Annotated in this window: 28 protein-coding genes; 13 read left to right on the top strand and 15 right to left on the bottom strand. The window is 72.9% G+C overall.

Annotation, left to right across the window (positions count from 1 at the left end):
• Positions 1-90: 90 nt before the first annotated feature.
• Positions 91-1,818, top strand: a complete 1,728-nt coding sequence (locus NH342_RS01705) for a DUF429 domain-containing protein (protein ID WP_253010631.1) — start codon at positions 91-93, stop codon at positions 1,816-1,818.
• Between the two features lie 201 nt (positions 1,819-2,019).
• Here NH342_RS01705 and NH342_RS01700 read toward each other — a convergent pair whose 3' ends face one another.
• A complete protein-coding gene (locus NH342_RS01700; RefSeq protein ID WP_253010629.1) occupies positions 2,020-2,577 on the bottom strand; it encodes a hypothetical protein in 558 nt (185 codons plus the stop codon).
• Positions 2,578-2,915: 338 nt separating this feature from the next.
• Positions 2,916-3,473, bottom strand: coding sequence for a hypothetical protein (locus NH342_RS01695; protein WP_253010627.1), 558 nt, complete (start codon positions 3,471-3,473; stop codon positions 2,916-2,918).
• A gap of 110 nt (positions 3,474-3,583) precedes the next feature.
• Between NH342_RS01695 and NH342_RS01690 the strand changes: the two genes are divergently transcribed.
• On the top strand, positions 3,584-4,108 hold the full coding sequence (locus tag NH342_RS01690) for a hypothetical protein (protein WP_253010625.1): 525 nt from the start codon (positions 3,584-3,586) through the stop codon (positions 4,106-4,108).
• 21 nt (positions 4,109-4,129) lie between these two features.
• Here NH342_RS01690 and NH342_RS01685 read toward each other — a convergent pair whose 3' ends face one another.
• Positions 4,130-4,309: a hypothetical protein gene (locus NH342_RS01685; protein WP_253010623.1), complete on the bottom strand. Its 180-nt coding sequence runs from the start codon at positions 4,307-4,309 to the stop codon at positions 4,130-4,132.
• Between the two features lie 108 nt (positions 4,310-4,417).
• Positions 4,418-4,654, bottom strand: a complete 237-nt coding sequence (locus tag NH342_RS01680; protein WP_253010621.1) for a hypothetical protein — start codon at positions 4,652-4,654, stop codon at positions 4,418-4,420.
• A gap of 54 nt (positions 4,655-4,708) precedes the next feature.
• Here NH342_RS01680 and NH342_RS01675 point away from each other — a divergent pair, with 54 nt between their 5' ends.
• The gene (locus NH342_RS01675) at positions 4,709-5,224 is read left to right on the top strand and encodes an HAD domain-containing protein (RefSeq protein ID WP_253010619.1); all 516 of its coding nucleotides are present in this window, start codon (positions 4,709-4,711) and stop codon (positions 5,222-5,224) included.
• Positions 5,225-5,228: 4 nt separating this feature from the next.
• Here the strand turns inward: NH342_RS01675 and NH342_RS01670 are convergent, their stop codons facing one another.
• From NH342_RS01670 to NH342_RS01660, 3 genes are all read right to left on the bottom strand, one after another.
• Positions 5,229-6,731, bottom strand: a complete 1,503-nt coding sequence (locus tag NH342_RS01670) for a PP2C family protein-serine/threonine phosphatase (RefSeq protein WP_253010617.1) — start codon at positions 6,729-6,731, stop codon at positions 5,229-5,231.
• Between the two features lie 76 nt (positions 6,732-6,807).
• Positions 6,808-7,110 (bottom strand): hypothetical protein, encoded by a 303-nt coding sequence (locus NH342_RS01665; protein ID WP_253010615.1) that lies wholly within the window; start codon positions 7,108-7,110, stop codon positions 6,808-6,810.
• Between the two features lie 79 nt (positions 7,111-7,189).
• A complete protein-coding gene (locus NH342_RS01660; RefSeq protein WP_253010613.1) occupies positions 7,190-8,017 on the bottom strand; it encodes an aldo/keto reductase in 828 nt (275 codons plus the stop codon).
• 87 nt (positions 8,018-8,104) lie between these two features.
• Between NH342_RS01660 and NH342_RS01655 the strand changes: the two genes are divergently transcribed.
• Entirely contained in the window at positions 8,105-8,536 is a 432-nt protein-coding gene (locus tag NH342_RS01655) for a hypothetical protein (protein ID WP_253010611.1), read from the top strand.
• Here the strand turns inward: NH342_RS01655 and NH342_RS01650 are convergent.
• Positions 8,526-9,476, bottom strand: coding sequence for a D-2-hydroxyacid dehydrogenase family protein (locus tag NH342_RS01650; protein ID WP_253010609.1), 951 nt, complete (start codon positions 9,474-9,476; stop codon positions 8,526-8,528). The two genes, NH342_RS01655 and NH342_RS01650, sit on opposite strands and share 11 nt — an antisense overlap.
• Positions 9,477-9,546: 70 nt before the next feature.
• On the opposite strand from NH342_RS01650, the gene NH342_RS01645 reads away from it, so the two are divergent.
• Positions 9,547-9,813: a type II toxin-antitoxin system Phd/YefM family antitoxin gene (locus tag NH342_RS01645; protein WP_253010607.1), complete on the top strand. Its 267-nt coding sequence runs from the start codon at positions 9,547-9,549 to the stop codon at positions 9,811-9,813.
• 2 nt (positions 9,814-9,815) lie between these two features.
• On the opposite strand, the gene NH342_RS01640 is transcribed toward NH342_RS01645, so the two are convergent.
• The 3 genes from NH342_RS01640 to NH342_RS24020 all read right to left on the bottom strand — a co-directional run bounded on the left by NH342_RS01640 (position 9,816) and on the right by NH342_RS24020 (position 12,691).
• Positions 9,816-11,021 carry a type II toxin-antitoxin system HipA family toxin gene (locus tag NH342_RS01640; protein WP_253010605.1) on the bottom strand — a complete coding sequence of 402 codons (1,206 nt, stop codon included), beginning with the start codon at positions 11,019-11,021 and terminating at the stop codon, positions 9,816-9,818.
• Entirely contained in the window at positions 11,018-11,311 is a 294-nt protein-coding gene (locus NH342_RS01635; RefSeq protein ID WP_253010603.1) for a helix-turn-helix domain-containing protein, read from the bottom strand. Before NH342_RS01635 ends, NH342_RS01640 begins: the two co-directional genes overlap by 4 nt.
• Before the next feature lie 174 nt (positions 11,312-11,485).
• The gene (locus NH342_RS24020; RefSeq protein ID WP_253010601.1) at positions 11,486-12,691 is read right to left on the bottom strand and encodes a cytochrome P450; all 1,206 of its coding nucleotides are present in this window, start codon (positions 12,689-12,691) and stop codon (positions 11,486-11,488) included.
• Between the two features lie 178 nt (positions 12,692-12,869).
• Here NH342_RS24020 and NH342_RS01625 point away from each other — a divergent pair, with 178 nt between their 5' ends.
• The 6 genes from NH342_RS01625 (at position 12,870) to NH342_RS01600 (ending at position 19,855) form a co-directional block, all read left to right on the top strand.
• The gene (locus tag NH342_RS01625) at positions 12,870-14,054 is read left to right on the top strand and encodes an ABC transporter ATP-binding protein (protein WP_253010599.1); all 1,185 of its coding nucleotides are present in this window, start codon (positions 12,870-12,872) and stop codon (positions 14,052-14,054) included.
• On the top strand, positions 14,051-15,823 hold the full coding sequence (locus tag NH342_RS01620; RefSeq protein ID WP_253010597.1) for an iron ABC transporter permease: 1,773 nt from the start codon (positions 14,051-14,053) through the stop codon (positions 15,821-15,823). Before NH342_RS01625 ends, NH342_RS01620 begins: the two co-directional genes overlap by 4 nt.
• Complete coding sequence (locus NH342_RS01615) at positions 15,820-16,653, top strand: PaaX family transcriptional regulator C-terminal domain-containing protein (protein WP_253010595.1); 834 nt, start codon at positions 15,820-15,822, stop codon at positions 16,651-16,653. The genes NH342_RS01620 and NH342_RS01615 overlap by 4 nt, the downstream gene beginning before the upstream one ends.
• Positions 16,650-17,831, top strand: a complete 1,182-nt coding sequence (locus NH342_RS24015; protein ID WP_253010593.1) for a cytochrome P450 — start codon at positions 16,650-16,652, stop codon at positions 17,829-17,831. The genes NH342_RS01615 and NH342_RS24015 overlap by 4 nt, the downstream gene beginning before the upstream one ends.
• Positions 17,832-17,867: 36 nt before the next feature.
• Positions 17,868-18,911 (top strand): ABC transporter substrate-binding protein, encoded by a 1,044-nt coding sequence (locus NH342_RS01605; RefSeq protein WP_253010591.1) that lies wholly within the window; start codon positions 17,868-17,870, stop codon positions 18,909-18,911.
• A 71-nt stretch (positions 18,912-18,982) separates the two neighbouring features.
• Positions 18,983-19,855, top strand: a complete 873-nt coding sequence (locus NH342_RS01600; RefSeq protein WP_253010589.1) for a PaaX family transcriptional regulator C-terminal domain-containing protein — start codon at positions 18,983-18,985, stop codon at positions 19,853-19,855.
• Here NH342_RS01600 and NH342_RS24010 read toward each other — a convergent pair.
• On the bottom strand, positions 19,826-20,731 hold the full coding sequence (locus tag NH342_RS24010; protein ID WP_308200591.1) for an NAD(P)-dependent oxidoreductase: 906 nt from the start codon (positions 20,729-20,731) through the stop codon (positions 19,826-19,828). The genes NH342_RS01600 and NH342_RS24010 overlap by 30 nt on opposite strands.
• A gap of 32 nt (positions 20,732-20,763) precedes the next feature.
• The gene (locus NH342_RS01590) at positions 20,764-20,940 is read right to left on the bottom strand and encodes a hypothetical protein (RefSeq protein ID WP_253010585.1); all 177 of its coding nucleotides are present in this window, start codon (positions 20,938-20,940) and stop codon (positions 20,764-20,766) included.
• Positions 20,941-21,140: 200 nt separating this feature from the next.
• Between NH342_RS01590 and NH342_RS01585 the strand changes: the two genes are divergently transcribed.
• Positions 21,141-21,629, top strand: a complete 489-nt coding sequence (locus tag NH342_RS01585; RefSeq protein WP_256479151.1) for a very short patch repair endonuclease — start codon at positions 21,141-21,143, stop codon at positions 21,627-21,629.
• Complete coding sequence (locus tag NH342_RS01580) at positions 21,626-21,766, top strand: hypothetical protein (RefSeq protein ID WP_253010581.1); 141 nt, start codon at positions 21,626-21,628, stop codon at positions 21,764-21,766. The genes NH342_RS01585 and NH342_RS01580 overlap by 4 nt, the downstream gene beginning before the upstream one ends.
• Before the next feature lie 137 nt (positions 21,767-21,903).
• Here the strand turns inward: NH342_RS01580 and NH342_RS01575 are convergent, their stop codons facing one another.
• Together NH342_RS01575 and NH342_RS01570 are read right to left on the bottom strand one after the other, a co-directional pair.
• Positions 21,904-22,548, bottom strand: a complete 645-nt coding sequence (locus tag NH342_RS01575) for a hypothetical protein (RefSeq protein WP_253010579.1) — start codon at positions 22,546-22,548, stop codon at positions 21,904-21,906.
• 63 nt (positions 22,549-22,611) lie between these two features.
• Positions 22,612-24,252 carry a nuclease-related domain-containing DEAD/DEAH box helicase gene (locus tag NH342_RS01570; RefSeq protein WP_253010577.1) on the bottom strand — a complete coding sequence of 547 codons (1,641 nt, stop codon included), beginning with the start codon at positions 24,250-24,252 and terminating at the stop codon, positions 22,612-22,614.
• Between the last annotated feature and the right edge of the window lie 3 nt (positions 24,253-24,255).

The raw sequence follows: 24,255 nt of genomic DNA, 5'->3' as shown, positions 1-24,255 counted from the left end.
GGCCGCTGTGCCCCGCATGCACCCGGTGTCGGCGGCGCGCCACCCGGGCTTGACGCGGCCTCACCCTGGCGGGTGGGGCAGGGTGGACGCGTGCACCTGATCGGTATCGACCTCGCCTGGGGGCTCAAGCAGCCCACCGGGCTCGCGGTGCTCGACGAGGGCGGGCGGCTGGTGCACGTCTCCGCCGTCCGCGCGGACGACGAGGTGCTCGCCGCGCTCGAGCCCTACACCGCCGGGCCGTGCGTCGTGGCCGTGGACGCACCGCTGCTGGTGACCAACGCGACCGGCAACCGCCGGGCCGAGCGGGAGCTGAACGCCGACTTCGCGCGGTTCCAGGCCGGCGCGCACCCGACCAACCAGGGCAAGCCGGAGTACTCCGACGGCGGCACCCGCGGTGGCCGGCTGGTGCGGGCGATGGGCCTGGACCAGGACCCGCGGTCGGGCCGGCCGCGGCGGGCGATCGAGGTCTACCCGCACGCGGCGACGGTGGCGCTGTTCCGGCTGGGCCGGACGCTGAAGTACAAGAACAAGCCCGGCCGGACGCTGGACGGCATGCGCGCCGAGCTGCTGGTGCTGATGGGTCACCTCGAGGCGGTGCCGGAGCTGCACCTGGGCGAGGACTGGGCGGCGTTGCGCACCGCCGTGCAGACCGCCGCGCGCAAGAGCGAGCTGCGCCGGGTGGAGGACCAGGTCGACGCCGTGGTGTGCGCCTACGTCGCGCTCGTCGCCGTCCGCCGCCCGGAGGACGTGACGATCTACGGGACGGCGGGCGAGGGGTCGATCGTCACGCCCACCCTGCCGCCGGACCTGGTGCCCGGCCCGCCGCCGGCGGCCGCGGTCGACCCGGCGCTGCGGGCGATCCAGGCCTACGCCGACGGCTACCCGCAGACCGTGGTCGCCGCCGAGCAGGCGCTGGCGCTGGTCACGCAGCTGCTGGACGAGGCCGGCATCAACTACCTGTCGATCGCCGGGCGGGCGAAGACGGTGGCGTCGTACGCGGAGAAGGTGACCCGCGAGGTCGACGGCGTGCGGCTCTACCCCGATCCCGTGCGTGACATCGGGGACACCGTCGGGGTGCGGGTGATCCTCTACGTGCAGAGCGACGTGGTCGCGGTCGCGGAGCTGCTGGCCGACCAGGTGGTCGTGCACGACGACCGGGACATGGGTTCGGTGACCGCGCGTGAGGGTCGGTTCGGCTACGCCAGCCGGCACCTGCAGATCGGTCTGGATGCCGCCCGCGCCGGCGAGTGGCCGGCGCTGGTGGACCGGCGGGTGCAGGTCCAGGTCCGCACGGTTCTGCAGCACGCGTGGGCGGAGTTCGAGCACGACATCCGCTACAAGGGCACGGTGCCGGCCGAGCACGCGTCGGAGTTCGACCGCCGGTTCACCCTGGCCGCGGGCCTGCTGGAGCTGGCCGACCAGGAGTTCACCGCGATCCGCGACCGGCTGCGCTCCCCCGTGTCGGTGGAGTCCGACGACGAGGACCCCGACGACCCGCGCATCGCGCCGCGGGAGCTGGCCGCGTTCCTGGCCGGGCAGTACGCCGACGCCGGCTGGTCGCGGCCGGACCACTACGACTGGATCTCCGGCCTGCTGCTGGAGCTGGGCGTGACGTCGCTGGTGGAGCTGGGCGAGGTGCTACGGGCGGCCGACGACGGCGGGATCGCCTCCCGGATGGGCTACAAGTACCCGCCCGGCGCGGTGCGGAGGCTGGACGACGCGCTGCTGGCGGGGTTCGGCCAGCGATACGTGGACCTGCACGGCAACGCCCACCGCCGCGACGCCCTGGCCGCGCGGCTGGCCAAGATCACCGGCTGATCGGGCCGCCGGGAGAGTCCTCTCGGCGGAGCTCGTGGCCTGCCCACGCACAGTGGGCAAGCCACGAGCTCGGCCGGGGAGCCCCCGCCCCCGCGGCATGGATCAGCTCCGCCGACCACCATGCATCCTCAGCCATCAACAGCGGCGCAGGAGGATGCACGCTGGTGGCGGAGGACCGTTTCCGCGGAAACGCCTGCCGGACTAGTCGTAGGGGTTGGTGAGGACGGCGCGGGCCTCGACGGCGGTGAGCTGGATGGCCGGACCGTCGGTGGTGGTCGTGCCGGCGACCTCGAGCGGGGCGCTGCCGTCGACGGTGAACGTGCCGCCCCAGGTGACGGTGAGGTAGGTCGTGTAGCTACCGGACGTGTAGTCGTAGGTGACGGTCTGGTCGGGGTAAGCCGCGCCGGGGCCGTCGGAGGTGACGACTGCTCCCCCGTCGCCGGTGTGCCAGGTGAAGGTCTCCGCCACGGCGGTGATGACGACCGCGAAGCCCCGGATGTCGACGGTGAACACCTGCTGGGTGGGGGCCTCGGTGTAGAGGATGGTCGGCAGGCCGACCAGGACGGTGCCGCCCGGCGGCTGGACGACGGTGCTCAGCTGCGGGAGCGGTAGCTGCTGGAAGTACCGGAACACCTCCTCCGGCGTCGGCGCCGGGTTCAGGTCCGTAACGTCGACGCACCGGGCACCCACCTGCGCCCAGTTCCCGTTGACCGCCCCGACGTCAGGTCCCTCGGTGACCAACGCCCGGCGGGACACCACGTAGTAGATGACCGTGCGGTCGGGCGGCGCCGCGCAGTCCGGCTGGTCACCCGCGCAGGCGCCGACATTGGCGTCGTCGGTCTGGCAGGGGGTCCGTAGCCGCCATTCGAACGGAGGCGGTGGTGAGCCGTCGGGAAATGCGTTGCTGGCGTAGTCGAAAGACCCCGGCCGCTCCTCGTAATAGGACGGGAAGAGGGCGCCGCTACCTGCGGAAACACTTGGTCGGTCGGGGCAACTCAGATACACGCACTCATCGTCAGCGAGGGCTGGCTGCTGAAGCGAAGCTGCGACTACCCCGGTGGCTATAAGCGCCACGGAGAGCCGGAGGGCCACATTCATCAGTTGGTCAAATTCAGCTGGGTCGCGATCCAGCCATCCCTGACGGAGTCCCACCGCAGCACGATTCCACCCCGCAGGAGCATCTCGGGTGAGGAGCGCACTTCGGATCCGTCGGACCCGATTACACGGGCGGACGCTTGGCGAACGGTGAAAGCAATGTCGGCGGAGTTGTCCGAGACCGTCACACTGCCGAAGGACGGGTCTTGCAAATCTCCGCCTTCGTACCTGTAACCCATCCGGTCTGCATTCACGAACCCATCAGTCACCTGATCGCAGGTCTCGCAAGCGTTCGACAAGCTCTGAAGAGCCGCCACGTCAAGCCCACCGCCACCCACTCGAGACTTGGTTTGGTCGAGAAGGTCGAGGTAGTAGACCGCCATCGCCTCAGCGCCCGCTTCGGTCTGCTCCCTCGCCTCGTCGGGCACGGGGAAATCAGCCGGCCCCAGCGGTTCCAGCGTGGGCGTCGCCGAGGTGGGCGCCGCCGTCGGCAGGGTGTCGTTCGCGGCCTGGGGCTCCGAGCACCCGGCCAGCACCAGCAGAGCAGCCGGCACTGCCATCCACGCGCCACGACGCACAGCTGCCCCCGCACCCTCGACGACCGGTCCGCGGGAGTCTATGCAGGTCAGCCGACCAGGACGCCATCCCTGTGGACAGCTAGGGTCACCGGGTGCGCGCTCCGTTGACCTACGAGGACCTCGTCGCCGTCGGCGGCCACCGCGACCAGGCGGGCCACCGGCAGGTGGCCGACACCGTCCTGGAGTGGGCCACCGAGGTCCACCCCGAGGACGAACCCACCACCGCCGAGCTCCTCGCCGAGGCCGGGTGGCAGCTCGACCTCGCCGGCGACACCGACGCCGCGCTCGAGGTGCTCCGCCGCTCCCGGCTGGCCGGACCCACCACGCCCGACGTCCGCTGCTCGATCGTCGCCGTCCTGCTCGCCGACGACCGGGTCGAGGAGGCCAGGGCCGAGGCCGACAACATCCGGCGCTCGCGGCCGGCCGTCGTCGACTGCGACGCGATGGCCCAGGTGTGGGAGACCGCCGGCGACCTGGAGCAGGCGCTGCGCTGGACCTCGATCGGCCTCAACCGCATCGACCTGGACGCCGACGACGAGATCGACGTCGAGGCCTCCACCGACCTGCTGCAGACGCGGGCCCGGGTGCGCACGGCGATGGGCCTGCCCCCGGAGTGAGCCCGGGAGCAGGCGCCCGCGCTACTTCTTGGACTTCTTCCAGGCCTTGCGGGCCTTCTTTGCGTCCTTGCGGGCAGCCTTCGCGGCCTTCTCGGCGCGCTTGCGCTCCTTCTTCGAGCTGCTGCCCTTGATCTTGGCGACCAGCTTCTCCAGCTTGGACTCGGCCTTCTTGACCTTCTTCCTCGTGGCGGTCTTCGCCATGCTCGCGCTCATCTTCTCGAAGACGTCGTGGAGAGGACACCCTGCCTGATGGAGATCAGTCATGCACAACGGGTCGGGCGACGCCGGACACGGAGCTTGCCCACGAGATCAGTCGCCCCCACCACCGGCCCCGCCGTCCGCACCGCCGTCCGCCCCGCCGTCGCGCCCGCCGTGGTGGTGCCCGGTGTCCGCGCCGCCGTCGGACCACGTGGTGCTGCCGCCGTAGGCGGCGCCGCCGGCGGTGCCCCGTCCGGCCGTAGGCCCCGTGGCCCGGCGCCGCTGGTTGGACCGGACCAGCACGACCAGCACCACCAGGACGACGACGACCGCGATCAGCTTCCCCATGGCGCACACCCTGGCGGGTGGGCGACGGGCGCGCCAGCACGGTAGGAACCCACCGTGGCCCCTCCCCTGCTCCTGCTCGACGTCGACGGCGTGCTCAACGCCCTGGACCGCGGCGACGCCCCCGACCGGGTGCGCGGCACGTTCGCGGGCTACCTGCTCTCCTGGGACCCGACCGTCACAGCGCGGCTGGCCGACTGGCACGCCGAGGGGAAGGTCGAGCTGCAGTGGCTGACCACTTGGGCGTCCCGCGCCGACGAGATGCTCGCCGAGCCGATGGGCCTGCCGCAGGGGTTGCGGGTGCACGAGCGGCCGGACGGCGAGGGTCCGTCGGGCTACACGAGCAGCCTGGGCGGGGCGCCGAACTGGTGGAAGCTGGGCGCGGCGAAGGCGGTCGTCGAGGAGGACCCGGACCGGCGCACTGTGTGGATCGACGACGACCTCGCACTGCAGGCCGACGACGTCCAGGCGTTCCTGGCCGAGAACCCGCAGGTCTACGTCGTGGCGCCGGACCTCGCGACCGGCCTGACCCACGGCCACCTCGACGCGGTGGAGACCTGGCTGGCGACCTGACCGGTCACCCGGCGGTGCGCTGCAGGCAGACGACGGTGTGGTCGTCGCTGCGCCGGCCGCTGCCGCCGAACCGCATGCTCGCCGCGGCCACGCCGTCGACCATCCTGCGGGCGTCGTCGGACCCGGTGGCGCCGACCGAGGCCACGATGCCGTCGACGCCGAACTCGGTGCCGGCGGCGTCCCGGGCCTCGGTGACCCCGTCGGTGTGCACCACCAGCACGTCCCCGGAACCCCACGCGCAGCGCTCGGTGCGCCAGGTCCGGCCGAGCACGATCGACGACAGCAGCGGCCCGGTCGTCGCCAGCTCCGACCGCAGTTCCCCGCCGCGGAACACCAGCCCGGACGGGTGGCCGGCGTTGGCGTGCTCGACGGTGCCGGTGGTGGGGTCGGCGACGGCGACGAACGCGGTGGCGAACCGGCCGGGTGGGTCGTCGGCGAGCTGCGCGCAGACCGCCCCGAGGGCGTCCCCTGGCGTGAGCCCGGTGCGGATCGCCGTCCGCAGCCCGTGCTTGAGCCGGAGGGCGAAGACCGCGCTCTCCGGTCCGTGCCCGGCGACGTCGCCGACGACCACGCCGAGCCGGCCGTCGGGGAGGGTGACGGTGTCGAACCAGTCCCCGGCCAGCACGCCCTCGGCGGGGTCGAGGCGGCCGGCCACGCAGATGCCGTCGACGGCGTCCCCGGTCGGTTCGAGCGCGGCGCGCAGGGCCGCCACGACGGGTCCGCGCTGGTCGAGGGCGTCCAGCGCCTGCTGGGTGCCGTGCAGGTCGGCGGTGAGGCGGTCCCGCATCGCGCCGACGTCGGCGGCCAGGGTCCGCACCTCGGGTGCACCGTCGGCCGGCAGCGGGGCGCTGAGGTCACCGTCGGCGACGGCACGGGTGGCGCTGGCCAGCCGCCCCAGGGGGCGACCGACGGCACGCCACAGCACGAGGCACCCGGTGCCGGCGACCAGCACCAGAGCCACCAGGGTCGCGACGACGAGGGCGGCCAACCGCGCCTGCAGGTCCGCGAGCTGGGCGGCGACGCGGGACTGCTCTGCCATGACCCACGCGTCGAGGTCGCGCTCGGCGGAGCGGATCCGGTCGAACCGTTCCCGGCCCCGCTCGACCAGCGCCACGGTGCTGGCCGACTCGACGCCGTCGGAGACGGCGCGGTCGATCTGGTCGGCGGCGTGCTCGGCCCAGGCGTCGTGCGCGGCGTCGAGGTCCTCGACCAGCGCGGGCGGTGCGTCGAGGTCGGACCAGAGGGACCGCAGCTGATCGGTCAGCTCGGGGACGGCGGCCGCCGAGCGGTCGTAGGGGGCCAGGAAACCGGGGTCGCCGGAGAGCAGGTAGCCGCGCAGACCGGTCTGCTCGTCGACGTAGGCGGTGAGCAACCGGCTCTCGGTCTGCGCCGCGCGGCCCAGCCCGTCGCGGCGCTCCCGCGCGTCGAGCACGTCGCGCTGGGTGGCCCAGACGGCGATGCCGGCGAGAACGGCCAGGACGACCACCACGGCACCGGCGAGGAGCATGCGTGCGGCGAGCCCGCGTTGCAGCAACCGGTCCGCCTCCTCCCGAATGCGTTCCGGGAGGGACCCTACCGGTGGGTCAGCCCCAGCTCCCCGCGCGGGCGGCCTCGACGTCGGGGTCCTCGAGGGTGCGGTTCCACCAGCGGGACGACGGGACCGGCACGGGCAGGCTGGCGGCCAGTTCCTCGTGCAGGTCGTCCTCACCGGGGTCGGCGCGGCGGGCAGCGGCGATGCCGGCCTGCACCATGACCGCCGCGAGCCCGACCATCAGCCAGACGACGGCCAGGCCGCCGAGGGGCGGGACGAACGTGCCGACCAGCAGCGGTGCCACCACACCCCACAGCAGGGCGCGGGTGGAGAAGGTGTCGTGCGGTCGGTCCACGGGGTGCTCCTGGTGACGGGCGGGTCCCACGTCATCGGGGCCCGCCCGTCACCGGTTGAGCCGGCCTCACCCCTGCGGGTCAGAACTCCTCGTACCGGGTGGGGTCCTGGTCGTAGGTGCGGCCGTCGGGGCGGCCCAGGGCGGTGATCCGGGCGACCTCGTCGTCGGTGAGGGCCAGGTCGGCGGCGGCGAGGTTCTCGGCCTGGCGCTGCGGGGAGGCGGCCTTGGGCAGTGGGAGCGCGCCGAGGGCGATGGACCAGGCGAGGGCGACCTGCGCCGTCGTCGCGTCGTGGGCCCGGGCGATCTCGGTGAGGACGGGGTGCTCCAGCAGGTCGTTGCCGCGGCCGAGCGGGGTCCAGGCCTCGGTGATGATGCCGTGCTCGGCGCCGTAGGCGAGGAGCTCGGCCTGCGGGAAGTAGGGGTGCAGCTCGATCTGGTTGACCTGCGGCAGCTCGCCGGTCTCGGCCTGCAGCCGGTCGAGGTGCTCGGGCTCGAAGTTGCAGACGCCGATGGCCTTGACCAGGCCGCGGTCGCGGGCCTCGATGAGCGCGCCCCAGGCCTCGACGTACTTGTCGACGCCCGGGTTGGGCCAGTGGATGAGGTACAGGTCGAGGACGTCGAGGCCGGTGCGGAACAGGCTCTCCTCGATGGTGGCGATGGCCTCGTCGTGGGCGTGGTGCCGGCCGGGGAGCTTGGAGGTGACGACCAGTTCGTCGCGGCGTCCGGAGTTGCGCACCGCGCGTCCGACGGCGCCCTCGTTCTCGTAGTTGAACGCGCTGTCCAGCAGGGTCCAGCCCCCGTCGATGGCCTGCTCGATCGCGTGCACGCCGGCGTCGCCGTTGAGCCGGTAGGTGCCGAAGCCGAGGGCGGGCAGGGTCAGGCCGCCGTGCGCGGTGAAGGTCTGCATGCCGCCGAGTCAACCGGGGTGTGCACGGCCCGGCACCCTGTGGACGACGGAGGCCCCGTGTCGGCCGGGCGCGGCACCCTCCCGGCCATGACCTCTCCCCTGCACCGCTCCGTCCCCGTCACCGACGCCCGCGCGCTCACCCAGCGGTGGCGCGGGCTGATCCAGAGGTTGAAGGCACCCGAGTCCCGGACGTTGTGCCTGGCCTGGTTGCTGCCCGACGGCACGATGGCCGAGCTGGTGGTGCCCGTCGACGACATCCCGGTCGAGCCCGACCGGCTCATGATCGGTCACCTGCGCGGGCTGCACGACGAGGTCGCCGGACAGGAGGGTGTCCCGCCGGAGCAGCTGCACCTGGCGATGTGCCTGGAACGCCGCGGGCCGGCCCACCTCACGCCCGACGACCACGCCTGGGTCGCCGCGCTGTCGTCGATCCTGCGCGACCGCGAGGGGCTCGACTGCAGCGTGCACGTCGCCGCTGACTTCTGGGTGGTGCCGGCGCTGCCGCGGGTCAGCTGGTGAGCACGCGGACGGGGTCGCCGCGCATCCAGGCGGCGACGTCCTCGACGGCCTCGGGCCAGAACACCTCGAAGGTGTCGGCCGTGACGTAGCCCAGGTGCGGGGTGAGGACGGCGGTGCGCAGCTCCCGCAGGGGGTGGTCGGCCGGCAGCGGCTCGGTGTCGTGGACGTCGAGCCCGGCGCCGTGGATGCGGCGGGCGCGCAGCGTCTCGACGAGGGCGGTCTCGTCGACGATCGGGCCGCGGCTGGTGTTGACCAGGACCGCGGTGGGCTTGAGCAGGCCGAGCTCGCGCGCCCCGAGCAGACCGCGGGTGCGGTCGGAGAGCTTGAGGTGGACCGACACGACGTCCGACATCTGCAGCAGGTCGTCCAGGTCGACCCGCCGGGCACCGACCTCGGCCGCGCGCTCGTCGGTGAGGTTCGCGCTCCACGCGACGACGTCCATGCCGAAGGCGAGACCGACCTTGGCGACCCGGGAGCCGAGCTTGCCCAGCCCGAGCAGGCCGAGCGTGGCGCCGTGCAGGTCGAGGCCGACGGTGTGCTGCCAGCCGCCGGCCCGCAGCGCGGCGTCCTCGACGGGCACGTTGCGGGCGACGGCGAGGATGAGCGCCCAGGTCATCTCGGCGGTGGCCGGCTCGTGCATGCCGGTGCCGCACACGGTGATGCCGAGGTCGCGGGCGGCGTCCAGGTCGATGGCGGCGTTGCCCATGCCGGTGGTGACCAGCAGCCGCAGGTCGGTCAGCTGCTCCAGCACCGGGCGGGGGAACGCGGAGCGCTCGCGCATCGCCACCACGACGTCGAACCCGCGCAGCCGGCGCACGAGGTCGTCGCCGGTGACCGAGTCGGTGAAGGCGACCACCTCGGCGGGTTCGGGCAGCTGCGACCAGTCGGCGAAGCGGGCGGCGGCGTGCTGGTGGTCGTCGAGGAGCGCGATGCGGTGCACGGCGTCCGGTCTACCCCGTTGCGTCGACTGTCGCCTCGTGGCTCGATGGATCGACTCCAGGAGGATCTCCATGATCGGCGTCGACATCGACGAATTGCGCGCAGAGCTCGACCGGTACCTCGCGCTCGTCCGCGACGGCAGCGCCGTCCTGGTGACGGAGGACGGGGCGCCGGTCGCGCGGATCGTCCCCGTCGACCCTGGGAGCGCGTTCGAGCAGCTGGTGGCCGAGGGCGTGATCGAGCTGCCGACGGCGCCGAAGCTGTCGTCCATCGAACCGGTGACACCCGCCGACCCGACCCTCCGGCTCTCCGAACAGGTGATCGCCGACCGTCGGTGACCTCAGGTCGTGAGCTCGGCCCGGCGCGCCCGGATCAGCCCGGCCAGCCGCTCGGTGGTCGGTCCGTCGAACCCGATCTCGCCGACCAGGTCGATCCACGGTTCGGCAGCGGCCACGATGCGGTCGAGCGACCGGGTGATGGCTCGTTCCGGCAGCCCGAAGCGGGCCGCCGCGTCGAGCCACCAGCGGCGGCCGAGCTTGCCTGCGCGGCCGTAGAGGTCCAGGGCCATCGGGTCCGACCAGCTGGCGTAGGGCTGGGTGCAGAGCAGGTCGTAGGCAGGGGTGACCTCCCACAGCCCGGCCGGGGTCTGCCGGACGGAGAGGTTCTTGCCGTGCAGGTCGCCGTTGCCGATCAAGTAGCTGAACGCAGCGATCTCCAGGATCCGGCGCAGCGCGAGCGGTCGGGACCCGCCGCCGTCCTCGACCACGCCGGCCAGCCCGTGAGCGGCCTCCTGCATCGAGATCCGGTACTTCGCGGCCGGGTAGCGACCGAGCACCTGGCAGGCGTCCTCCTGCGCCAGACGGAGAGGCGGGCCGGGCACCCGGTCGAACCTGCTGACCAGCAGGCCAGCCCGTCCGCCGGCGTCGTGCAGCAGCCGGTGCTCGGGGACGAGCAGCCCGCAGTCGGCGGCCATGCGGAGGAAGAAGTGCTCGTTGCTGACCAGGTTCGGCCACCCCGGTGGGTCGAGCTTGAGGATGGCGGGGCCGGCCGTGGTCCCCAGCGGGGTCGAGACCACCGCGGCCGAGACCTTGACCTGGACACCGGGCAGGGCGACGCGGTCGAGGCCGCCCGGGGTGGTGGCCCGCTCGAACAGGGCGGCGAAGTCGGCGGTCCGTGACGCCGACGGGTCCAGCAACGGAGGCGGGTCCTGGGGCTCCTCCCCCGCGGGCACGACCTGCACGTCGCCGATCGCGTCGGCACCGACCAGGAGGAGGAGGGTGAGCTGGTCGTCCGTCGAGGTCCGGGCGCTGGCCGTCAACGCCTGCAGCCGAGCCCCCTCGGGGAGCAGGCCGGCGAAGAACGGCGGAACGGCGCCCGCGGTCGCTCGGACCGGTTCCGCGCCGAGCGGCAGGGTCGTCGCGACCGCAGCGCTGTCGTAGCCAGGCCTGTAGGTGAAGACGACGTCGTCGCCGTCGCGGGTCAGCTGTCCGGCGAGCTGACCTGCCTTGTGGACGTCGGCGACGGCGACGTCCCGCAGGTCGGTCACCGGGGGTCCCGGGCCCGGTCGAGCAGGAGGACGTCGGGGGCGCGGAGCAGTGCGGGTCGCGGACCCACGCCCAGCCCGAGACCGAGGGCAGCGAGGACGTCGAGGGCGATGGAGAGCCCGACGGACTCCTTGCCTGCCTCGAGCGCGCGGACCGATGACAGCCCGACCCCGGAGAGGTCGGCGACGTCGCTCTGGGTCAGGCCCAGCTGCAGGCGGCGGTCCCGGACGACCTCGCCGGCCGCGGCCAGGCTGCCGGTGCGTCGGTCCGTCCTGCGTCGGGGAAGAGCCACCACACCACCTCCTGTCGTCGTCCTGGCGACGATAGCCGCCGGAGGACCTCGACAACAGGCATCGGCACATTCTTGTCGTTGCTTGAACGACGACAACTGTCGAACACGATGCGTGTGGACGCTCGATCGCCCGTGTCGTCGCCGTAGCAATGACAAGACCGGACGGGGCGCCCGTCAGCCGGCGATGATCTCCAGCGGCACCGACCGGGTGCCCCACTCCGCCCAGACCGCCATCTCCGGCTCCTCGGTCACCCGGAAGCTGCTGCTCCGGGCCAGGAACTCCTCCAGCGTCAGCCGCATCATCATCCGGGCCAGCGGGGCGCCCGGGCAGCTGTGCGTGCCGCGGCCGAAGCTGATGTGGTCGGTGATGTTGGGCCGGTCCAGCACGAAGGAGTCCCCGTCGGGGAAGACCTTCTCGTCGCGGTTGGCCGAGGTGTAGACCAGCGCGACCGGGTCGTGCTGGCGCAGCTGCTGCCCGGACAGGACGACGTCCTCGCGGGCGGTGCGCGCCATGCCGCGGTAGGGCGAGTACAGCCGCAGGAACTCCTCGACCGCGGCCGGGATGCGGTGCGGCTGCGCGCGCAGCAGGTCCTGCAGCTCGGGGTCGCGGCTCAGGTGCACGAACATCGTCCCGGTGAAGACGCTGGGCGCCACCATCCCGGTGACGATCAGCTGCCGCACGCAGCCCAGCACCATCGGCGCCGGCAGCGGGCCGCCCTCGTACCGGGCCGCCAGCAGCGCGGCGGTCAGGTCCTCGGCCGGGTCGAAGGAGCCGTCGGCGCGGGCGTCGATGATCTCCTGCGCGATCTCGTACAGCCGGCCGCTGAGGCTCTTCACGGTGTCGTGGTCGAGCACCTGGATGGCGTCGACGTAGGTGCCGCTGACCCGCTTGATCTCCTCGGAGGTCTCCGGGGCCAGGTTGAAGAACTCAGCGAAGACGTGCGCGGGGAAGACGTGCGCGTACTGCTTGCACACGTCGACAGTGCGCTGCTCGAGCAGCGGCTCCAGCAGCCGGACGGCGACCGCGCGCACCCGCGGCTCCAGCGCCCGCATCCGCGGCGGGGTGAAGAACTGGTTGATCACCCGCCGGTAGGCAATGTGCTCGGGCGGGTCCAGGTGCAGCGGCGGCCGCACCCCGGTGAACGCGAAGGCCGGCACGGCGTTCTGCCGTGAGGTGGTGAAGTGCTCGATGTCGGTGATGACCGACAGCACCTCGTCGTAGCCCAGCGCGGCCCAGAAACCCCCGTACTCCTGGCTGCGGGCCAGCGGGCAGCGCGGCCGCAGCTGCGCGAACTCCTCGTGCGCGCTGGTGAAGGTCTCCCCCGGCCGCACCGGGTCGAAGTCGTGCTCGAGCCTGCGGGCTTCGGTGGCGGGGTCCACGGCGATCTCCTCCGGGCTGCGGTCGACGGTCGCGGACCACCCTGGCAGGCATCGCCCAGTTTCGCCAGGTCCTTGACGCGCGTTCTCAAAACGGCAAACATGGCCGCACCCCGCCCTGGTGACCCCTGTCACCGCGGGGCACGGACCGGCCCCGCCACCGAAGAGACAGGTCGACGCGATGCAGCCCGACGCAGCCTCAGCCCCCGCGACCCCCGTCGTGGAGGTGAACAACCTGGTCAAGCGCTTCCGCCGTGAGGACGGCGCGCTCGTGCACGCCATCGACGACGTCACGATCACCGTCGACCCGGGCGACTTCGTCGTCCTGCTCGGGCCCAGCGGCTGCGGCAAGACCACCCTGCTGCGCGCCATCGCCGGCCTGGAGACGCCCGACAGCGGTGAGGTGCGCATCTCCGACCGCACCGTCTACTCCTCGGCGCAGGGCGTCGAGGTCCCGCCGGAGCGGCGCGACATCAGCATGATCTTCCAGAGCTACGCGCTGTGGCCGCACATGACGGCGTTCAAGAACGTCGCCTACCCGCTGCAGAGCCGCCGCGGCCGCAAGGTGGGCAAGGACGAGATCGCCCGCCGCGTCCGGCAGGCCCTGGAGCTGGTCGGGGTCGGCGAGCTGGAGGGCCAGTACCCCGGGCAGATGAGCGGTGGCCAGCAGCAGCGCATCGCGCTGGCCCGGGCGCTGGTCAACAACGACGACCTGGTGCTCTTCGACGAGCCGCTGTCCAACGTGGACGCCAAGGTCCGCGAGCAGCTGCGCTTCGAGCTGGTCTCCATGCAGCGCGAGCTCGGCTTCTCGGCCCTGTTCGTCACCCACGACCAGGTCGAGGCCATGGAGCTGGCGCACAAGATCGCCGTCCTGGACCGGGGCAAGGTCGTGCAGTACGGCACCCCGCAGGAGATCTACCGCCGTCCGGCGACCCGGTACGTGGCCGGCTTCATCGGCGCGATGAACGAGTCCCCCGGCCAGGTGGTCGGCGTCGACGGGGACGCGGTGACCGTGCAGACCGAGCACGGCCGGGTCACCGGCCGCGCGCACGAGACCCGGCACGCCGTCGGCGACCGGGTCGCCGCGCTCTGGCGCCCCGAGCACGGCGCGCTGCACCCCGAGGAGCCGACCGCGCCCAACCGCTGGCCCGGCGCGGTGAAGGCGGGGTTGTTCGTCGGCTCGCACACCGAGTACGTGGTCACCCTCGCCGGCGGCGACGTCCGGCTGTGGAGCCCGCGCCCCGACCTGGTCGCCGTCGACGCCTCCGCCTGGGTCTCGGTCGACGTGGACGACGTCCTGGTGCTGCCCGACGGCACGCCCCAGCCGCAGGACGCCCCCGCGGACGAGCTGGCGGCGGCGTCGTGACCGCCACCCTCGAGCGCCCCGCCCCGCCGGCACCCATCGCGCCGGCCCGGCGCCGCCGGCGGCTGCCCGGCCCCTTCGACTCCCTGACCCTGCTCATCGCCGCGGTGCTCATCGGCATCGTCGTGGTGCCGCTGGGCCGGGTGCTGGTGCGCATGTTCTGGGTGGACGGCGCGCTGACCCTCGACCCGATCCGCCGCACCCTGGCGCTGCCGGGCCTGGGCAGCATGCTGCTGGACACCCTCATCCTGGTGGTGGCCAGCTCGGCGCTGGCCTTCGTCATCGGGGTCGCGCTGGCCTGGCTGAACGAGCGCACCAACGCCCGGATGGGCCTGCTCACCGATGCGCTGCCGCTGCTGCCCTTCCTGCTGCCGCCGGTGGCCGGCGCGGTCGGCTGGACGATGCTGCTCTCCCCGCGCGCCGGGCTGGCCAACAGCTGGCTGCGCGACCTGCTCGGCCTGGTCGGCATCGACCTGCGCGAGGGTCCGTTCGACATCAACTCCTGGTACGGGCTGATCCTGGTGATGGCGTTCTACGCCGTCCCGTTCGTGTTCATGAACGCCTCGGCCGGGCTGCGCAACCTCGACCCCGCGCTGGAGGAGGCCTCCCGGCTGGCCGGGGCGAGCACGTGGCGGACGCTGCGCACGGTCACCCTGCCGGCCACCGCGCCGAGCCTGGGCGCGGGGTTCCTGCTGGCCGTCTGGTTCGGCATCGGCATGTTCAGCATCCCGGCGATCATCGGCGGCCCGGCCGGCATCGACGTCATCTCGGTGCGGATCGTGGACCTGCTCACCTTCACCTTCCCGCCGCAGACCGACGTCGCGATCGGGCTCTCGGGCTTCGTCGTCGTCTTCGTCGGGCTGGCCTACTGGCTGCAGATGCGCATCCTGCGGCGCGGCCGGTACGCCACCCTCGGCGGCAAGGGCGCGCGCGCCCGCACCCTCGACCTCGGCAAGGCCAAGTGGCCGGCCCGCGTCCTGGTGCTCGGCTACGTCTTCGTCTCCACCGTGCTGCCGGTCATCGCGCTGGTGCTGGTCTCGCTCAACGGCTTCTGGACGCCGAACATCCGCTGGGACAACCTGAGCTTCACCGCCGTCACCACCGCGGTGTTCGACGACCGGACGACGCTGACCGCGCTGGGCAACAGCCTGGGCCTGGGCCTGGTGGGCGGGCTGATCGGCATCCTCGGCGCAGCGATGATCTCCCTCTACGTCGCCCGCCGGCGGACGGCGCTGGCCCGCGGCATCGACGTCGCGGTGAAGATGCCGGCCGCGGTGTCGAACATGGTCATCGCCGTCGGCATCCTGCTGGTGCTCGCCGGGACGCCGTTCTTCCTGTCCGGGACGCTGCTGATCCTGCTCATCGGCTACCTCGCGCTCTACCTGCCGCAGGCCTCCATCGCCGCGGACGCCGCCGTCAGCGGGGTGGGCAAGGAGCTGCCCGAGGCCTCGGCGGTGTCCGGTGCCCGCCCGGCCCGGACGTTCGGCCGGGTCTACCTGCCGCTGATGGTGCCCGGGCTGGTGGCCGGCTGGGCGCTGCTGTTCATCCGGATCGTCGGCGACCTGACCGCCTCGGCGATCCTGGCGGGGACGGCGAACCCGGTGGTCGGCTTCCGCATCCTCGAGGTGTTCACCAGCGGGTCGTTCGCGCTGCTGGCGTCGCTGTCGACGGTGCTGGTCGCCATCACCGCGACCGTGCTGGTGCTGGTGCTGGCCTACACCCGCCGGATGAGCAAGCTCGGTGTCAGCGCCGGCGTGGGCGGGGTGAAGTGACCGCCGCGGTCGCCCCCGACGTCCGGACCACCCCGGAGAGCCTGCTGCTGACCTTCTTCGGCACGCACGTGCTCGGCCGCGGCACCCGGGTCTCGGTGGCCGGCGTCGTCGACGTGCTGCAGCGGGTCGGCACACCGGCGCCGGCCACCCGGTCGGCGCTGACCCGGATGGTGTCCAAGGGCCTGCTGGACAGCCGCCGGGTCGGCCGCCACGCCTACCTCGGGCTGACGTCCCGCAGCGAGCAGGTGCTGCAGGACGGCGGCGCGCGGGTGTGGCGCACCGGGGCGGTCAACCGGTTCTGGGACGGCCGCTGGACGCTGCTGAGCTTCTCGCTGCCGGGGTCGTGGCAGCGGCAGCGGCACGAGCTGCGCGCCCGGCTGGTGTGGGCGGGGTTCGGTCCGGTGCAGGGCGGGCTGTGGATCGCGCCGGGCACGGTCGACGTCGTCCCCCTGCTGGCCGGGGCCTCGGCCGCGCCGTACGTGCGCTCCTTCGTCGCGACCCCGGGCAGCGGGGACGACGTCCCCGCGATGGTCGCCGCCGCCTGGGACCTGGACGCCATCGCCGAGGGTTACCGCGGCTTCGCCGACCGGTGGGACGGCGGCCCCGCCGACCGCGCGCACACCGACCCGCTGGCCCGGCAGCTGCTGCTGGAGACCGAGTGGCTGCAGCTGGTGCGCGCCGACCCGCGGCTGCCGGTGGAGCTGCTGCCCGGCTCGTGGCCGGCCGGCCCCGCCCAGGAGCTGTTCCACCGGCTGCACGCCGCGGTCGACCCCGCCGCCCGGGCGCTCGCCGCGCAGCTGCTCGACACCCTCCCGGAGGACGCCCCGTGACCGACGACTTCGACCCCACCGCCACCGACCACCCCGAGGAGGCGCTGGCCGTCTACGCCGACCTCCGCGCACGGTGCCCGGTCGCGCACAGCAGCGCCTACGGCGGGTTCTGGGCGCTGACCCGGCACGCCGACGTCGCGGCCGCCGCCAGCGACCCGCGCACCTTCATCTCCTCGGTGCGCGCGGTGGTGCCCAGCGACCCGCGCGGCCTGCGCCGGCCGCCGCTGAACTACGACGCCCCCGCGCACACGCCCTACCGCCGCGCGCTGGACCGCACCCTGCAGCGCTCGCGGATCGACCGGCTGGCACCGCGGCTGCGCGAGCACGCCGCCCGGGAGCTGGCCCCGATGCTCGCCCGCGGGTCCGGCGACGTGGCGCAGGAGTTCGGCGCCCGGTTCCCGGCGTGGGTGACCACCGAGTGGCTCAACCTCTCCCCCGACACCGCCCCGGTGCTCGCCGACACCGCCACCCGGTGGGTGCAGGCGTGGCGGCGGATGGACGGCCCGGTGGTCAACGCCGCCAGCGAGGCCATGTACGACATGGCCCGCGCGCTGGTCGCCGCCCGCCGGGACCGGCCGCTGCCGGTGGAGGAGGACCCGGCGAGCTCGCTGCTGGCCGAGCGGCACCAGGGCGAGCCGCTGGAGGAGGAGCAGCTGGTCGGCGCGCTGCGGCAGAGCCTGGTGGTCGGCATGGTGGCCCCGCCGATCCTGCTGGGCTCGGTGTGCGTGCACCTGGCCCGCGACCGGGAGCTGCAGGACCGGCTGCGGGCCGACCCGTCGCTCGTGCCGGCCGCGGTCGAGGAGTTCCTGCGGCTCTACACCCCCTACCGGGGGTTCGCCCGGACCGTCGCGCACGACGTCGACCTGCACGGACGCCGGATCTCCCCCGGTGAGCCGGTGACCCTGGTCTACGCCGCGGCCAACCGCGACCCCGACGTCTTCCCCGACCCCGACGCGTTCGTGCTGGACCGGCCGAACATCTCGGCGCACCTCGCCTTCGGGCGGGGCCGGCACCACTGCGCCGGCATGCCGCTGGCCCGCCTGGCCCTGGCCGTCGCGCTGGGGACCCTGCTCACCGCCACGACCGGGTTCGACCTCGACGGCCCGCTCGAGGGCGCCCGGATGCCCGAGATCGGCTACGTGTCGGTCCCGCTGCGCCTCACCCCCGCCCACCCCTGAAGGACCCCTGCACGTCCATCCCGGAAAGGACACCCCATGCGCAGCACCCGCCGGAGCACCGCCGCTCTCGGTACCGCCACCGCCCTGCTCCTGCTCGTCGCCGGCTGCGGCGGCGGCTCGGAGGAACCGACCTCCGACGTCGCCGCCCCGACGCTGGCCGACAGCGAAGAACTCGACCAGCTCGTCGCCGAGGCGCAGCAGGAGAATTGCCTGACCCTCTACGGGGTGCCCGACGAGGCGGCGCTGCAGACGCTGACCGATGCGTTCACCGCCGAGTACGACATCCCGGTGTCGGTGGTGCGGCTGGTCTCGGCGGACCTGACGCAGCGGTTCTCCACCGAGGCGCAGGCCGGGGCGCCGGCGGCCGACGTCATCCTGCTCACCAACTCGCCGTTCTACAGCCAGGCCTACGACAACGGGTGGCTGACCCCGATGGACCAGGCCGACATCCCGGCCTTCCCGGGGGACTTCCCCGAGGGCTTCACCGCCGACGACGGTCGGACCCCGATCGTGCAGCTGGTGCCGACGTCCATGGTCTACAACCCCGACCTCGTCTCCGAGGCGCCCGACTCGTGGGAGGCCTACGCCGACCCGGCGTTCAGCGGCGAGCTGCTGTTCGCCGAGCCGACGTCGTCCCCGGCGAACGTGGCGTTCTGGCAGCTGATGCGGGAGACCTACGGCGACCAGTTCCTGCAGGCGGTCGCCGCCAACCAGCCGTCCTGGTACAACTCCGCGGTCCCGGCCACCCAGGCGGTCGCCGCGGGTGAGGGGTCGCTGGGCTTCCCGGGCGTGACGCCGATCGTGAACAACCTGAAGTCCGCCGGCGCGCCGGTGGAGCTGGCCCAGCTCTCGCCCACCACGGGCCCGGAGATCGCCGTCGGGGTCACCGCCGACAGCCCGTGCTCGGCGGCCGGCCGGCTGTTCGCCAACTACGTGCTCAGCGAGGAGGGCAACACCTACCTCAACGAGCTGACCGGGGACATCTCGCCGTTCAGCTCCGACGCCGAGGACTTCGTCCGCCCGGAGCAGGTGCCGGCCGACCAGGCGGAGGAGATCCGGCAGCTGCTGGGGGCGCCCTGATCCCGGTGCCCGCACCCGTCCGGGGCAGTCGCCCGGGACGGGTGCGGGCACGGCGGGTGAAGATGTCGCCGATGGACGTCGAGGAGAACGAGCCGGCGGGCGGCCCGGTGGACGCCGAGGTGGTGCTGCGGCCGGAGAGCCTGGTGCTGACCTTCTTCGGCGCGCACGTGCTGGGCCGGCCGGTGATGGTGGCGACGCCGAGCCTGATCGACGCGCTGGGGCGGGTCGGGGTGTCCCCCCACGCCACCCGCTCGGCGGTCGCCCGGATGGTCAAGCGGGGCCGGCTGGTGAACCGGCGGCACGGCCGGTCGGTGTACCTGGGGCTGACGCCGGAGTCGGTGGCAGTGCTGGAGGACGGCTACACCCGGATCTGGCGGACCGGAGCGGTGAACCGGCACTGGGACGGCATGTGGACGCTGCTGGCGTTCAACCTGCCCGACGCCTGGCAGCGCCAGCGGCACGAGCTGCGGACCCGGCTGCTGTGGGCCGGGTTCGGCCCGCTGCAGGGCGGGTTGTGGGCGGCGCCGGCGACCCCGGACGTCCCGTCCGTGCTGGCGGGGCTGGAGGCCGCGGCGCACGTGCGGTCCTTCGTCGCGCGGACGACCGGTGACCTGGACCCGGCGACGATGCTGCGCGAGGTGTGGGACGTGCAGGGCCTGGCCCGCCGGTACGAGCGCTTCTGCGCGCGGTGGGACGGCGGGGAGGCCGACCGCCGGTTCACCGACCCGCTGGGCCGGCAGCTGGCGCTGCAGGAGGAGTGGCGGCTGGCGCAGCGGCAGGAGCCCTACCTGCCGCTGGAGCTGCTGCCGACGCCGTGGCCGGGCGAGGCGGCCCAGGCCCTGTTCCACCGCCTGCACGCGCAGGTGGAGAACGAGGCCCGGGCCGTGGTGGCGCGGGACGTCCAGACCATCCCGTCAGCGCTGGAAGGCGTGCCAGACCGCTGAGATGTCCTCGTCGCCGTGGCCGGAGTCGGCGGCGTTGGAGTAGAGCGTGGTCAGCGCGTCGAGCAGGGTCGGGTCCACGCCGGGGGTCTGCGCGGCGAGCCGGACGTCCTTGAGCAGGCCGGTGACCTCGAAGGACGGGGTGAAGTCGCGGCCGATGACGGCCTTGCCCTTCATCTGCAGGTAGGGCGTGTCCACGGCGCTGCCCTCGATGGCCGACAGCAAGTCGGCCGGGTCGACGCCGAGCTTGTCGGCGAGGGTGAGCGACTGCCCGATGCCGGCGGTGACGGTGGCGATCCAGGCGTTGGCCGCGATCTTCAGCGCCGACGCCTTCGGCGGTGCGCCGACCCGGACCGTCTTGACGGAGACGGCGTCGAGCACGGGCTGGACGGCGTCGATGTCCGAGTCGTCCCCGGCGACGAGGGCGGTGAGCTTGCCCTGCTCGGCGGGGGCCTTAGTGCCGAGCACGGGGGCGTCGATGAACCGGACGCCGGCGCCGGCCGCCCGCTTCGCGAACTCCTCGGCGGCGTCGGGGCCGGTGGTGGAGGACTGCATCCAGATGGCGCCCTCGCGCATCGCGGGCAGGACGTCGTCGGCGACCGACCGCACGGAGTCGGCGTCGAAGAGCATGGTGAGGACGACGTCCGCGCCTTCGGCCGCCTCGGCGGCGGACGAGGCCGCCCGGTCACCGAACTTCTCGGCCTTCTCCGGGCTGCGGTTCCACACCCGGACGTCGAGGCCGGCGTCGACCAGCCGTTGCGCCATCGCACCGCCCATCGTGCCGAGCCCGAGCACTGCCACCGACTGCACCGTCACCTGTTCGCTCCCTCTGGTCTGCGGATCCTCAGAGGCAGTGACCGCGGGAGGCGGTGTCCACACGCCGAGCGGGGACTCTCACAGGTGCGGAAGGTCTACGAGGACCGAAGCATCGACGCATCCCGGTCGAGCTCGATGGCCGCGAGCGCGTCGAGCGCAGCAGTCTGCCGTCGATGCGCGCGGGAATCTTGGACCGCCTTCCGATGGGTGGCCCCCGGCTCCGTGGTGGCCGGCAGGTCGAGGCCGTGCACCACGCGTTCCTGGTCGTCCACCGTCTCGACCCACCTCCAGCGTTGTGCGGACTCCCGTCCAGGTCGAGTCAACCGGAGCACGTCTCTGTGTTCCACATCTTCAGGGACTGTCCCCACGTCAGCTGCACGCCGTCGACCTCCGGCCTCAGGGGGTGCACCCTGCGGCCGTGCCGACTCCCCCACCGCACCCCGGATCGTCATCGGTCGAACTGTCGGCGCGGATGCGGCGGGTGCGGAAGCGGGACAACGGGCCGGAGATGGCGGTGCGCCGGCGATTGCACGCGGCCGGGCTCCGCTACCGAGTGGCGTACCGGGTGCCGGGTCAGCGCCGGCGGTCCATCGACATCGCCTTCACCCGGATCAAGCTGGCGGTGTTCATCGACGGCTGCTTCTGGCATGGCTGCCCGGAGCACTTCCACCTGCCGCGGGCCAACTCGGCCCGGTGGGTGGTGAAGCTGGAGACCAACCAGCTGCGCGACCTGTCGGTGACCGCGCAGCTGGAGGGCATGGGCTGGACGGTGCTCCGCTTCTGGGAGCACGAGGACCCGGTCGACGTCTCCGCAGCCATCGTCCGCGCCGTACGGGGTTCATTGCCGGCCGCCGCGTCGCTGTGGATGATCGCGACATGGCGACCTGGTACCAGCGGAACGTCCCCGACGACGTCCTCGCCCGGTTGCGGGCCATCGCCCGGTCCAAGCGGTCGTCGGTGAGCGCCGTGGCGATCCGCGAGCTCGACCTGGCGTCCCGGCGGGCCGACAACGCGCAGCTGCTGGCCGCCGTCGCCGACACGGGCGTGGACGTCCCGACTGTGCTCGAGCACCTCAGGGTGGGGCGCTCGGAGTCCTGATCGTTCTCGATTTTTCAGGATCGTTGGCTGCACTGCAGGAGGACGGCGTTGCCCGCACGACCTGGAGCGGCGACCAGGTGCACCTGCCCCACGTCCGACGCGGAGATGGCGCCCACAAGGGTTGTCGAGAATCGTTCCTAGACCCAGCCACGCTTCATCGGTGGGAAGGTCGCCCTGATGTGGAGGCTAGTTGCTCCGGTGCGCTGAGATGCGCCACCCAGATCGAGACCGCATTTGCGCAACTCCCCGGCCAGCGAGCCGTCCAGGGCGTAGGTGCGATTGCTCCTGATGTTGATCTGGACGTCCCTGGCGCCGTTGTCGAGAACGCTGCTGACGGCGGCAGCGAAACCGGGTTCGTCCGGCCATCGCAGCGGACGGGGATCACGCGGGGCACTTCCCGCACCATCGTGCTGGAAGTCGAAGCCGCTGTTCTCGATTCGCTGCTGCGCCATCTCACCACCACGCCCCAGAACCCTCGCGCGGATGTTGCGCCGGACGGTCACCTCACCGAACGTCTCGCACACGATGGTGGAGGCCCCGAGCGTGTTCATGATTCGGATGGCCTCGTTGTAGCGGTCGCGCAGTGACCATTCGTCGTAATCACCGAACGGAACCAGAAATGGACCGGCCTCGCTGACGACCTCGACGTACACCAACGCGGGCCGTACCGCTCCGTCAGCGGACCGCAGACCCACAGCGTCGGACATCTGCTGCTGCTGAATCTCGACGCGACCCTTCGTCTTGACGGGCTCCTCGCTGTAGTAAGTGACGAGACGGCTCACGTGGGTCCCCTTTCGTACTGCACTCATCTCACATCGGCCCATTCGTCCTACGAGCTGACTACGTCACGGCGTACCCCTCAGCCGATGGGCCACCGCATCGCCGCCGACGCGCTGGATGAGCTCGAGGTCCCCGCAGACGACGAGCAGGTCCCGCGCCCGGGACAGCCCGACGTAGAGCATCTCCCGCGCCCGCGCCTCGTCCCGGAACCCGTTGACCGCGAGCACCACCGCCGGCCGCTCGAGCCCCTTGAACCCGAGGACGTGCCCGTAGAACAGGTCCTCGCCGTCCCAGAAGGATTCCCAGTAGGCGTCCTGCCCGGCTGCCTGCCGCTCGACCTGCACCGGGTGCCGCCGGTAGGTCGTGAGCAGCGCGACCGAGTCCGGCGGCCATCCGGCGTCGAGCAACTCGACCGCGACGTCGTCGGCCACGTCCTGCGCGTCGTCGGTCGCGCAGGGCACGAACCGGACGGGCACGCCGTCGCCGCCCAGCAGCTTCATCTGGCCCGTGGTCAGGCTGGAGAAGGTGCCACCGATCTGCTTGGTGTTGCGCAGGTTCTGCACCAGGTCGTAGCTGTCCAGCGGCACGGGTGACTGCCCCTGCCGCACGAAGACCCGCTGGCCCTCGTCGGAGAAGACGTACAGGCAGCCGTTGTCCGGGTCCCGCAGGGCGGCGAGCACGGCCGGCCACCAGGCCTGGTCGAAGTCCTGCGCCTCGTCGATGACCACCGCGTCGAACAGCTCGGCCTCCGGCAGCTCGGCCGCGCGGGCGACCATCTGCTGCGGCAGCTCCTGCTCCCAGTACGGGCTGTTGTCGTCGTCCCCGCGCTCGGCACCCCAGGCGATGCCGAGCTCGTGGAACTCCCCGACGTAGGCCGGCCGGTGCCGCGGGTTCGGCAGCGCAGACACCCGGCGACGGAGGAACTCGGCGAGCCCGCGGGAGTAGCAGAGCAGCGCCACCCGCTTGCCCTCACTGGTCAGCCGGCGAGCCTTCTCCACAGCCAGCCACGTCTTCCCCGACCCCGCTCCCCCGCGGATCTCGACCCGGTCGTGCGAGTCCAGGTAGTCCAGCAGGCGCGCCTGGTCGCGGGTGAGCAGTTCGACGGCGGCCTCCCGCTCACCGAGCTGGGCGACGAGGTCCGCCTGCGGGATGAGCGTGCCGACGAGGCAGTCGACGAAGAGCTCGACGTCCTCGGCGGTGGGCGGTTCGGGCTGGTTCTCCGCCTGCCGCAGCGCCGAGGCGATGCGACCTGCCGCCTGCGACATCTCGGACTTGTCGATGACGGCCCAGCGGGGCGCGTCCGGCGCGACGAACCCCTCGGGCAGCGTGGTGGTCGGCAGCGCGACCAGGTGCACCAGACGCGGGTTGCCGCGGGACCACCGCGGCGCGCGGTACAGGTAGTCACGCAGGGCGTACTTGCACTTCAGCGCCTGGTCGACCGGGTGGATGGCCTTGCTCGCGCCACCGGTCTGCCACCACTGGCCGTCGCGCAGGGAGACGCTGCCCCCCTTGACCTCCAGGACGGCGACGCCGTGGCCGGGCCAGGCGACGATGACGTCGGCCTCGCGGTCGGCGGTCCGGTCGGTGAAGCGTTGGTTGCAGATCATCACCGCGTCGTCGGGGAGCTGGCTGCGCAGGGCATCGACGAACAGCTCCTCGGCCCTCGACTCGAACTGCGGCTCCGCGGGGTACGTCCGCGCCGTCATGCC

This window comes from Klenkia sp. PcliD-1-E, from assembly GCF_024124375.1.
Taxonomy (GTDB): domain Bacteria; phylum Actinomycetota; class Actinomycetes; order Mycobacteriales; family Geodermatophilaceae; genus Klenkia.
Note: the sequence above shows the minus strand (reverse complement) of the source record. Positions and strands in the feature narration are given on the sequence as shown.